This window comes from Actinocrinis sp., assembly GCF_035938995.1.
Classification (GTDB): domain Bacteria; phylum Actinomycetota; class Actinomycetes; order Streptomycetales; family Catenulisporaceae; genus DASZGI01.
The window spans coordinates 35,769-46,179 of record NZ_DASZGI010000041.1; the positions used below are offsets into that span (position 1 = coordinate 35,769).

Below are 10,411 nucleotides of genomic sequence, written 5' to 3' on the forward strand. Positions count from 1 at the left end.
TAGATTGATTTCTCTGTACGAATAATTGCGGCTCGCCCCCGGAGTATTTGTCCCGCCGGGATCGCCAAGGAATCGTCAGCCGCGGCAGACCGCTGCCACGCACTTCGAGTAGAAGGACACTGCCCGATGAGTACACGTTCACGGCGTTGGCTCGCCGCCGGCGCTGCTGTTCTCGGCGGCCTGCTCTGCGCCGCGACGCCCGCCCAAGCAGCCCTGACTTCGCCGCAGGCGGAGGCCTACGTCGTATCGGCCAACGCCTTTGGCAGCTTCCTCGCTGTCGCCCCGACTCCGTTTTCGACCTACTCCCCCGGCGGCACCCAGACCCTCGTCGGACTCACCGTAGGACCGTTCGCCACCAGCTCCACGCTCACGTCGACCACGGCCGGCGATCCGACCAACGGAACCGCCTCCGCCTCGGCCACGGTGGAGCAGCTGGGCGTCAACCTCGGGCCCGCCCTCAGCGCCTCGCTCACCGGTGTCAACGCCACCTGCAACGCCACACCGTCGGGTGCGACCGGCAACGGCATCATCACGGCCGGCAGCATCACCGCCCTCGGCCTGCCCGCCCTCGCGCTGACCGCCAATGCGTTGCCGAACACCGTCCTCGGGATCCCGGGGGTCGTGACGGTCACGCTGAACGAGCAGTCGACCGACGCGAACGGCGTGCTCACGGTCAACGCGGTCCACATCAAGGTCTTGAGCGGCAACGGAGCCGACGTCATCGTCGGCCAAGCCCAGTGCGGCGGGGCCCCGCCCGTACAGGCCACTCCGATGATCAGCTCGGCCGTGGGCGCCGGCGCCGTCGCCATGGCCGCTGTCGGCGGTGTCGTGTACCTGCGCCGCCGCAACCGCGGCCAGCAGACCGAGGCCGTCTGAACAACCGAACCCGATCGACGAGACCTGATCCGGAAGCTCGGATAAATCACGTCCGGTCCTTATCGAGGGCCCGTGCGGAACGCCTATCCCCGGCGAACCGCGCGGGCCCTTCGCTGCGCCACGCGGTGTCGGCTGCCCGGGGCCCCGAGGCCAGCCAGCACGACGGATCGACATGGTTCGAATCTCAGAGTCTGGCCCCTAGGCGTGAAGGCGCGGTTCACGCGGTGAATCAGTCCTTGTGCGGCACAGGGTCGACGGCGTCTCGACCGCCCTTGTTTCTGTGCAGTTCAGCGCCCTGCGCACGGCAAGATCCGAGGACAAGGGACACGCATCCCGCAATCCCTTCAGAACCCGGGTTCGGGCCTTGAGTTACAGCGCGGATTCCGGGTTCCCGCTTACGCCACCGAGTGGGTCACGGTCCCGGTATAGGTGCCGCCGATGGCACCGGCGGGTACCGCGGCGATGAGGGTGGGGTTCCAGGTCAGGGAGTTGTCCCCGACGCCTGAGGTGAGCGTGAACGCGGTGCGCGAACTGCTCAGGACTTGCGCCGCCGCGGCGTTGGCCTGGCCGGGGTTGAACGTCCCGGTCGTGCTCGGGAGGTAGCTCGCCGTCGAGGGCCCCGACCAGTAGGAGATATCGCCGATAGGCACCGTCTCGGGGGTGGTGGCGCCGCCGGTGGTGAAACTTGTGGTCGTGACCGAAGCGGTCCAGGCCGCGGTGGCGCTGCCGCGGTTGTCGGTGACCTGGACAGAGCCGAGATGGCCGGTGATGCTGGTGCCGGGTGCGCCGCTGCCGATGCTGGCCGTGCCGGGCACGGTGATGGACAGGGTGCCTGCGATGACGGTGAGGGTGAAGGTCTGAGTGGCGTCGGTGCCGGAGGTGTTGTGGGCGGTAAGGGTGAGCGTGAACGTGCCCGCGACGGTGGGTGTTCCGGCCAGGGTGGCCGTACCGTTGCCGTTGTTCGTGAAGGTAACCCCGTTGGGCAGGGTTCCGGTCTCGGTCAGGGCAGGTGTCGGTGAGCCGGTCGCGGTGACGGTGAAGGTGCCCGCCGTGTCGGCGGTGAACGAGGTGGCGTTTGCGCTGGTGATCTCCGGCGCGGAGGTTGCGGTGGTATTGAGCAGCACCGACACCGTATCCGCGCCCTCGTTGACCACGGCGAGATCGGGGCGGCCGTCGCCGTTGAAGTCACCGACCGTCTCTTCAATGGGAGTGAATCCGGTGGCGAAGTCGGTCTTTGTGGCGAACGTGCCGTTCCCGTTGTTGAGCAGCACCGACACTGTGTTCGCGCCGTCGTTGACCACGGCGAGGTCGAGGTGTCCGTCGCTGTTGAAGTCACCCACCGCCACGCCGTGCGGCCCGAAACCGGTGGTGTAGTCGACCTTCGTGGCAAACGTGCCATTCCCGTTGTTCATCAGCACCGACACCGTGCTCGAACTACTGTTGACCACGACGAGATCGAGGTGTCCGTCACCGTTGAAATCACCCACCGCCACTTGGTCGGGTGTGATGCCGGTGGCGTAGTCGACCTTCGTCGCGAACGTCGCGGGCGTCATGACGGTCAGGGTGAAGGTCTGGGCGGCGTCGGGGGGACTGGTGTTGTGGGCGGTGAGGGTGAGCGTGAACGTGCCCGGGGTGCTGGGTGTTCCGGCCAGGGTCGCCGTACCGTTGCCGTTGTCCGTGAAGGTGACCCCGGTGGGCAGGGTCCCGGTCCGGGTCAAGGTGGGCGTCGGCGAGCCGGTTGCGGTGACCGTGAAAGTGGACGCGACACCGTCGACGAAGGTGGCGTGGTTCGCACTGGTGATTGTCGGAACGGTTGCCCACGCTACCCCCGGAAAGCCCACGGCCATCAACACCGCGAGCAGGACCACGACCAGCCCGGCCTTACCCCGCGAACTTTTCACATCACAAACCCTCATACAGGACGCCTCCGCGCCATCACGACACCCGGAGGCTTCGGCGGTGCTCCGCACAGCCGAAACCCGTCAACGATCACCATCCGAATCCTGGGCCGGTGGCTCGCATACAGAGGCGAACTAGCCCTACCCGTCGGGTAGATTCACTGGAACGAGTGATCAAATCACTGCCGCTTGCGCGCGAGGGTCATCGCCCGCCGGCGAGAAGCATTCAGCGACCTGAGGAATGCCTCGGCTGCCGCTCGCGGACCTGACAGTCGACGGCGTGAGCCGCCGCAACGCGCTCATGAACCCGTAGGAGCGCTTCGGCCCGATCACGTATCGATCCAGGACCGCGAGAGCTGGTGCACCGTGACGTTCGACATGGTCGAAGCCGGGGGCATCGAGATCCCGCACGGCCCGCTGCAGGCACCCCGCGCGAACACTGTCTGCGAACGCAGGTCGGCACCCTGCGCCGCGAACTATTCAACAAGATCCTCAGCCTGGGCGAGGAACACCTGCCGATCAACCTCGCCGAATCACCGCGTGCGCCGCTGCGCCATCCTCGGCGGAATCACCCACGAATACCGGCTCGCCGCAGAGCGGCCTGACGCACCAGATCCCCCACGGGCGCCACTTGATCGAATGCTCCGCATCCCGTATTCGAGCCCTACAAACATCACCAGCTCGTGTTGCAGCAACGGCCGGCCAATGCAGGGGCGAGCGAGCCGTCAAGCAGATCGCCGTGCTGCTCGACTCGGTTGAGGACTTACTCACGCCGCCGTCACCTACATGGGTGATCTTTTCGGTGGGCTGTCTCGTCGACCGGCTCGCAGGTGGGAGCCGTCATCGTGACTTTCAGGGCGCCTGAGGCGCGCTTGCCCCGCCCGCAGGTGAACCAAGCGGATCTGATCGCGGCGCGTCAAGGCTTGAGTCAGTGGAGCTGAAAGTCGTCCTCCACGTCCCCTAGATCAGGAGCGATTGTGCGAATACGACACGCACTCGGCGTGACGGCGGCGTTCGTGCTGGCCGCTGCGGTCGTCGGACCGGTCAACGCCGCGACGACCGGCAACACCACCACGACCTTCACGGTTGCGGCCACCGGCACCGGGCTGGCCATCACGGTTCCGGCGTCGGCGGCCCTGGGCACCGGCGCACCCGGCAGCACGATCACCGCGCACCTCGGCTCAGTCCAGGTCACGGACTCCCGGGCCGTGAACCCGGCCGCGTGGACGGCCTCGGTGACGTCCACCGACTTCACCAACGCGGCCGTCACCGCCGACACGATTCCCGCCACTGATGTCAACTACTGGTCGGGGCCGACGACCGCGACCGCCGGGTCGGGCACGTTCACCCCCGGCCAGCCCCTCTCGGGGGGCCAGGCGCCCCTGAACAACACGACCCCCTTGACCGCGATGTCGCTCACCGGAGGCGCGGGTAGCAACTCCGCGAGCTGGAATCCCACGCTGGTGGTCAACGTCCCCGCAGCCGCGGTCGCCGGGACCTATTCCGGAACGGTGACCCACTCGGTTGCCTAGACGAGTTATTCCCGATCCCGGTCAGTGGTCATAGGCGATCAGTGACCGGGTGACGGGTTGGCCGGTGTGGTTGTTGTGCCAGAGCGCGGCGGCCATCGCCAAGACACGTTGGGCGACGCGGATGGCGACGCCCTCGATGGTGCGCCCGCCGTGTTCTTCCAGGTCGAGTTGGCCCTTGAGGGTGTCGTTGACCGATTCGATCAGTTGGCGCACCTTCTTGAGCATCGGTTCGCCGTAGCGCTTCTTCTCCCGCTTACGCGAGGGGCGCAGCAGTTCGATGCCCAGTTCGGCCAGGTCCTGCTCGAAGGTCATGCCGCGGGGTACCGGGGTGGAGTCCACGATCCAGTGGTTGTCGAACCAGAAGTCGCTGTCCGTGGCCAGCTCCCTGATGATGCGTTTGACCAGGGGCGACGAACGTCTGAGGCGTTTGTTGTAGCCGGGCTGTTTAGACAGTTACGGGAACAAGGTGGCCGAGCCTGCCGTAGCAGGTGCGCAGCCAGCGCGCTTCGGAGTGGCAGCCGAGCAGAGCCTGCGCCACGGCCAGAGTGACCAGTTCGGCATGGGTCAACCGGGGCGGCCGCCCTGGTCTGCGCAATCCGGTCAGGTCGTCGTCGACTTTCAAGTACAGTGCGATGAGGAGGGTGTCTAGATCTATCGTCACGAACGGATCATTGACACCCTCCGCCTATTCGCGCAGGGGTTCGGATTCTGGGCCTGGTCCGGGTGTCCCGCTCGCGGTCTTACTGCGACCGTGACTTTAAAGCCTCAGGCCAACGCCGAATCGTCGGGTCGAGCGGGACAACCCAATCCGGTTACGGCGCAGTATCCTGGGTGACGACGGCCAGTAGCGGCTTCAGGGTCGGAAACCGTCTTCGGACGGGCATGTCGGTGCAGCGTGGCCCACATAGAGGCATAGAGGTGGCTTGCGATGAATTTCGCTCCTTCGCCTGAGGTCGTGCAGAACAATGTATTGGCGACGTTGAACGGGCAGGACCAGCGGTGGCGCGCCTACGCGAATACGTTTCCGACCGGATACGGCGTGCCCTCGGGCGCCATGGGCCAGTGGCTCAACGGGTTTCCCGCCATGGTGTGGCCCATCGAGCAGTTGCGGCCGCTCGCCGGGTGGCTGTGGCAACAGGGGTATCCGGCGGCGCTGCAACAATTGAACACCCGGCTTCAGGAGATCTACAAAGCGCGTGACGTGTACATCTCCATGTACAACAACCAGGTTCAGCACGAGGCCAACTTGGCCGGGATCATGCGCGGAGCGGTCGCCTTCAACACCACCCAGATCATGGCCGCGACGAATCGGCAGAACGTGGTTTTCCAGAACTGGCTGACCGACATGTTCGATATCAACGAGAACCGCTGCCGGGACTGCCACAACGGCATTGGGATTCCCGGCGGCGGATATTGCTATGCCTGTGCCAAGCGGCGCGGATGGGTCTGGTGACCGACTCGGTCGGCACCCACAGCGCTGCTGAAATGCTAAGAGCGGTCGTGATCCGCAGTTGCCACCGCTAGACGAGTTATTCCTATCTCCGCCATGCGATCCCGGCACAAAGTCACGTTCTAGCGTTGTCCGGCGGAGATATGAATAACTCGTCTGGAAGCACTCTGGCAATTCAGTTCCCGGCTCCGCCGCATCAGCGGCGGAGCGGGGCTGTGCCCCGAAACCGGTCTGCGGCGGGCTTCACCAGAACAGCGCAGCCGGTTTCATATACGAGGTGTGATACGACACGCGGCGGTGTGGGCCTCGTCCCACCATACGAGTGATCTTTCGGTGAGTCGCTCAGAGCCCGCCGCTGGGGCAAACTTGCAGGTGAGAGCGCTCGCGATGACTTCCACGGCCCCTGCACGCGATTCCGCGCGCAGGGTTGACGGTGTATATCTCTCAACGCCAAGGGCCAATTATTGATCAGCAGGCTTATCCGTTGTGCCGTGCCACCTGGAGGACGAGCGATCGTGCGTATCGGGCGCGCCTTGGCTGCTTCGGTCGGCCTCATGCTTTCCACCGCCGCGGGTTCCGCCTACGCCGCGACGACCGGCAACACCACCACCACCTTCGCGGTGACGGGCGGCGCCCTCTCGATCACGGTGCCGCCCAGCACCGTGAGCCTGGGCAGCGGGACGCCTGGCACCCAGATCACCGCGCAGCTCGGCGCGGTCCAGGTCACCGACGCCCGAGCCCTGCTCGCGGCCGCGTGGACCGGCTCGGTGGCGGCCACCAGCTTCACCACCGGCGGCGGTACCGGCCCCGAGACGGTTTCCAACTCCGCCGTCTCCTACTGGTCAGGGGCAGCCACCGCGACCAGCGGGTCCGGCACATTCACCCCCGGCCAGGCGAACACGGCGGCGGCGGTCACGCTCGCGAGCTCCCGTACCGCGTTCACCCTCACCTCGGGGTCCGGCAGCAACTCCGCGACCTGGAACCCCACGCTGATCGTCTCGGTGCCCGCCGCTGCGGTGGTCGGCACCTACACGGGAACGGTGACCCATTCTGTGGCCTAGGCGAACATGGCTCCTGTGCGCGGCACTCGTAGCGCTCGTACTCCTTCACAACCCCGGCGTCGTACCCGCCGACGCACAACAGTTGGTCGCGTCCACGTCCACCTCCCCCGGCAGCATCGGCATCCAGCTGCTGGAAGGGCCCGCAAACCGGAAAGACGATCCGCGCGCGCACACGTACATCGTCGACTTCCTCGCACCCGGAACCGTCATCCACCGGAAGTTCCAGGTCGTCAACACCTCAGGTACCACGCAGCACCTTGATCTCTACGCGGCCGCGGCCGCGGTCGCGGACGGCACGTTCGCGGTCGCCCCGGATCGCACCCCGAACGAGCTGACCAGCTGGGTCAGTCTCGATCCCACCAGCCGCGACATCCCGGCGGGCGGCCGCGCGCCGGTCGAGGCCACCATCACGGTGCCCCGGACCGCCTCATCGGGCGAACGGTACGCCGTCATCTGGGCGCAGGACGCCAGCCCGGCGGGCCCGGGCGGCACCGTCCAGATGATCAACAGGGTCGGGCTGCGCATCTACCTCGACATCGGTCCGGGCGGCGAACCGCCGTCCGACTTCCAGATCAAGGACTTGGCCGGTGCGCGCACCGCCGACGGAACACCCGAGGTCGTCGCCGACGTCCACAACACCGGCGGGCGCGCCCTCGACATGACCGGCTCCCTGTCACTCGCCGACGGCCCGGGATCCCTCAGCGCGGGGCCCTTCGCCGCGAAGCTCGGCACGACGCTGGGAATCAACGACACCGAGCGGGTCACCGTACCGTTGGATAAGCGGCTGCCCGACGGGCCGTGGACAGCGCGCCTGACCCTTTCCAGCGGACTGGTCCAGCACGAGGCCACGGCCACCCTGACATTCCCCGCCGCCGGCACGGGCCCACTGGTCAAACCGCAGTCCACCGGCTCCGACCTTCCCTGGATCCTGGGACTCGTCGGCGGTTTGATCCTCCTCCTGCTCATCGGCGCTCTCGTCTATCGCAGACTTCGACGCTAGGGCAGTCCGTCGGGTCAAGGGCCGCGCAGCAGTTCAGCGGCGCCCGCGCCCTCGGTGACGTCGCGGGCGAGGTCGGACAGGTGCAGGTTGCGGCAGCGGGCGTACTCGCGCAGCTGGGTGAAGGCCACTTCGACGGTGATGCCGTTGCGTTCTGCCAGCATGCCCGTGGCCTGCTCGATGATCACCCGGTTGGTCAGCGCCCGCTGAAGCTGGGCGGCTATAAGTTCGGATTGATGCGCCCTGCGCTGGGCCATGATCCCGATCGTGGCCATATCGGCAAGGGCCTGGCCGATGCGCTCATCGGCCAGGCTCAGTTTCCCGGGGCGTGAGCAGAACAGGCTCAGCGCCCCGATCACGTTTTCGCGGCGTCGCAACGGCAAGGCGTGCACCGCGGCGAAACCGGTCGCCTGGGCCGCTTCGGCGAACCGAGGCCAACGCCGCCGGTTTGCGCGCAGGTCGGCGTTGACCACCGCGACTCCGCTACGGCAGACATCGACGCACGGGCCGGCATCGGATTGCAGCGCGAACAGCTCCAGCAGGCGCGCGTTCTCGCTCGAGGCGGCCGCCGCGGACAATATCCCACGATGGTCCGTGAGCATCAGACCGGCGGCCTGCACGTCCAGCAGTCGCACACAACGCCCGGCCAGGGTGTGCAGGAACTCGATCTCGTCGAAGTCGTCGACCAGGCTGCCGACCGTCTGAATGAACGTCTCGGCCACAGCACCACCCCGGCTCGCCCCGGTGTGAACCGTCACGGGCCGCGTCAAGGCGCCCAGCTGTTCGTTGACGTACCTGACCATGGCGTACAGGCGAGCGCAGGTGGCGCACTGGCGCAGGTGGGCGTGCAGCTTCGCGTGTTCGCGCCGCCCGACTCGGCCGCGGGCGTACACGCCCAGGCGCAGCGCGTACGGCCGACACGCCGCATTGTCTATCTCGGTGATGTGCGCCTGCAGATAGGCCGCTCGAAGTCCTTCGCGGGCACGGCTGGCCAGCGCCGCGACCGCGCCGGCCTCGATGCCCAGCACACCGACCAGCTGCCCCGGCCGCTGCCCCTCGACCTCGGTGTGCCACAGCACGCTCTGCCACCGCTCGGGCAGCGCCGCGAACGCGACTGCGGCCATGGACCGCTCCTGGGCCGCGAGCACCGGGTCGCCCTGCTGCGCCGACGCAGTCACGTCCGCGGTGCGCGCCGCCAGGTACACCTGCCGCTCGCCGCGCTGCCAGTCGTCTGCGATGTGCCGCATCACAGTGCCCAGGTACGGCAGCATCGCCGTGGTCGGGCCGCTGCCGTGGCGGATGGCCGACAGCACCCGGGTGAAGGCTTCGGCGCGAAGATCCTCGGCCCCGGCCCAGGTGCGCGCTAAGTAGTGTGCGCGCCTCAGCGCACGGGCCGCGTGCCGCCGATAGAGCGAGTCGAACGCCTCCGGGTCCCCAGCGCGCACCAGCCCGATCAGCACGGCGTCCGGTGGGTAGACGTCCGCCTTCCGAGCCGTCCCGGTGCCGCGCGCGGTGCGTTCCCGGTCCATCGGCGCAGGCCCCCTCCTCGCGGCACACCGCCTGCTCGCATCCGCGTTTCCCGGTCATTACTAACGTCTCGCCGTACCCACCGCCCCAGACTTCGTCAAAGCCCACCCGAATGGATGACAATGCCTCGGTAAGTGACGTCCACGTCCGGTTATTGCGCGGCGTAGCAGACGCCGGCCCAGGTGAAGACTCCGGTGGTGCACGGGTCTGTCGCGGTGATGGCCTGCTGATACGCCGAGGTGGCCTCGGCCAGGACGAAGCTGAGCAGCAACGAACGGACGCGCGGTAGTAGGCGGCCGCGATCCGGATCTGTGCCCACGTCGACAACGAGAGCCCGTACTGCGTGCGTGGCCCACCGTCTTCGCTGCCTCGTTTCAGCTCACGCACCTACAGCGCGACGTCCGGAGAACTCGATCGGGTTTCGGCTGAGCGGTCATCGTGCCGAGCGGCACCGCGCGTGCGTTCTGGAATCCCCTGCCCGAACCGGCCGCTACCTGCTGGCGATGGGGCCACGCGTGCGCCCCGATCCAGGCGATCCACGCCGTTGAGGACCGCAGCCCCCAAGCGACGCGCCAAATGTTCCAGAACCACGGCGCGGAGCTACTCGACACCTGAGCCGCCTCCATCGAAGACGACCGACATCAGGGTCGGCGACACCGCCGTCATCGAGCACGATCGTGTTCGAAGTACCTCGACGGCACAGGAGTGACGGCAAAACCCGCCGCATTGCCAGGCATTCCTCACCCTCGGCTGCGCCATCGTCTGCCGGCGGCGCCTGTAATCGCAATATTCTGATCGCTGTCAGGCGTGACCGGCCGGTGGGGATCCCGCCTTGGAGTGTCATCGGGCCCGGGGCGACGGAGGTTCGGCCGCCCCGGGCCCGACATTCTTCACACGGTTCAGTGTCGCCGTGCACGCCTGCCGATCGCCAATACAGCGCCACCGAAGAGGAACAGGCCCGCACCGGCAGCGGCAGGCAACAGCGGGCCGGCGCCGGTCACGGCAAGGTGCCCCGCGCGCGAAGGCGTCGCTGTCGCGGAGGGCTTCCCTCCGCCGGACGAGCCAGCGCC

At 67.4% G+C, this 10,411-nt stretch carries 8 protein-coding genes and 1 pseudogene; 5 read left to right on the forward strand and 4 right to left on the reverse strand.

What is annotated here, in order from left to right:
* Positions 1-126: 126 nt before the first annotated feature.
* Positions 127-876, forward strand: coding sequence for a choice-of-anchor P family protein (locus tag VGZ32_RS02880; protein WP_326884205.1), 750 nt, complete (start codon positions 127-129; stop codon positions 874-876).
* Between the two features lie 395 nt (positions 877-1,271).
* Here VGZ32_RS02880 and VGZ32_RS02885 read toward each other — a convergent pair whose 3' ends face one another.
* Positions 1,272-2,777 (reverse strand): FG-GAP-like repeat-containing protein, encoded by a 1,506-nt coding sequence (locus VGZ32_RS02885; RefSeq protein ID WP_326884206.1) that lies wholly within the window; start codon positions 2,775-2,777, stop codon positions 1,272-1,274.
* A 974-nt stretch (positions 2,778-3,751) separates the two neighbouring features.
* Between VGZ32_RS02885 and VGZ32_RS02890 the strand changes: the two genes are divergently transcribed.
* Positions 3,752-4,306: a hypothetical protein gene (locus VGZ32_RS02890; RefSeq protein ID WP_326884207.1), complete on the forward strand. Its 555-nt coding sequence runs from the start codon at positions 3,752-3,754 to the stop codon at positions 4,304-4,306.
* A gap of 21 nt (positions 4,307-4,327) precedes the next feature.
* Here the strand turns inward: VGZ32_RS02890 and VGZ32_RS02895 are convergent.
* Positions 4,328-4,967 (reverse strand): annotated as a pseudogene (locus VGZ32_RS02895) (IS982 family transposase).
* Positions 4,968-5,234: 267 nt separating this feature from the next.
* On the opposite strand from VGZ32_RS02895, the gene VGZ32_RS02900 reads away from it, so the two are divergent.
* The 3 genes from VGZ32_RS02900 to VGZ32_RS02910 all read left to right on the forward strand — a co-directional run bounded on the left by VGZ32_RS02900 (position 5,235) and on the right by VGZ32_RS02910 (position 7,817).
* Positions 5,235-5,759: a hypothetical protein gene (locus VGZ32_RS02900; RefSeq protein WP_326884208.1), complete on the forward strand. Its 525-nt coding sequence runs from the start codon at positions 5,235-5,237 to the stop codon at positions 5,757-5,759.
* Between the two features lie 512 nt (positions 5,760-6,271).
* Positions 6,272-6,817: a hypothetical protein gene (locus VGZ32_RS02905; RefSeq protein WP_326884209.1), complete on the forward strand. Its 546-nt coding sequence runs from the start codon at positions 6,272-6,274 to the stop codon at positions 6,815-6,817.
* Positions 6,818-6,899: 82 nt separating this feature from the next.
* Positions 6,900-7,817, forward strand: coding sequence for a hypothetical protein (locus tag VGZ32_RS02910; protein ID WP_326884210.1), 918 nt, complete (start codon positions 6,900-6,902; stop codon positions 7,815-7,817).
* A gap of 14 nt (positions 7,818-7,831) precedes the next feature.
* On the opposite strand, the gene VGZ32_RS02915 is transcribed toward VGZ32_RS02910, so the two are convergent.
* Complete coding sequence (locus VGZ32_RS02915; RefSeq protein ID WP_326884211.1) at positions 7,832-9,343, reverse strand: ANTAR domain-containing protein; 1,512 nt, start codon at positions 9,341-9,343, stop codon at positions 7,832-7,834.
* Positions 9,344-9,492: 149 nt separating this feature from the next.
* Entirely contained in the window at positions 9,493-9,660 is a 168-nt protein-coding gene (locus VGZ32_RS02920) for a hypothetical protein (RefSeq protein ID WP_326884212.1), read from the reverse strand.
* Positions 9,661-10,411 lie beyond the last annotated feature (751 nt).